The organism is Pseudomonas sp. LJDD11, from assembly GCF_024584215.1.
In the GTDB taxonomy this organism is placed as follows: Bacteria; Pseudomonadota; Gammaproteobacteria; order Pseudomonadales; family Pseudomonadaceae; genus Aquipseudomonas.
Map to the genome: position 1 here is coordinate 1 of NZ_JANJFL010000118.1, position 559 is coordinate 559.

At 50.3% G+C, this 559-nt stretch carries 2 protein-coding genes; both read left to right on the forward strand.

The window, feature by feature from the left end:
* Positions 1 to 109: 109 nt before the first annotated feature.
* On the forward strand, positions 110 to 334 hold the full coding sequence (locus tag NRB16_RS29065) for a YgdI/YgdR family lipoprotein (protein WP_025260518.1): 225 nt from the start codon (positions 110 to 112) through the stop codon (positions 332 to 334).
* A gap of 7 nt (positions 335 to 341) precedes the next feature.
* Positions 342 to 559 (forward strand): hypothetical protein (locus NRB16_RS29070; protein WP_257107590.1); only part of this gene is annotated, 218 nt, incomplete at its 3' end.

A 559-nucleotide genomic window follows, 5' to 3' on the forward strand; every position in this document is an offset into this window, starting at 1 on the left:
GAATTGCTGAGTCAGATCAATGAACAGGCTCAATGAACTTTTCATGGAACTTGCAGAAGGTGTATACGTCTGAGAGTCATTAACCAAGAGTCCATCCGGAGACACTGTCATGAAACAACGCACTCTTCCTGCCGCCTTTTTGCTGGCACTGGGTATTGCTTCCCTCGCAGGCTGCGCATCGCCAACTGTAATCACTCTGAATGATGGCCGTGAAATCCAGTCCGTAGACACCCCTCACTACGATGAAGATTCGGGCTTCTACGAGTTCAAGCAACTCGATGGCAAGCAGACCCGCATCAACAAGGATCAGGTACGTACCGTCAAGGATCTGTAATCCGGACGTGATGTACAAAAAACCCGCCAGTCGTATTGATGGCGGGTTTTTTATTGGTTGCACAGTCCTGTTCTTCGCGAATGAATTCGCTCCTACCGGGCAGTGCCGATCAGTCAAGGTCAATGAATCACTTTGTGGGAGGCAGCTTGCTGGCGACTTCACGTACAGACGCAGAATATCTGCCAGTTTTCAGGCCTTTTTCGCCAGCAAGCTGCCTCCCACAAG

What these genes read in the sequence shown, in the direction of transcription:
- NRB16_RS29065 (WP_025260518.1), top strand. Translation starts at nt 110, where the DNA reads ATGAAACAACGCACTCTTCCTGCCGCCTTTTTGCTGGCACTGGGTATT.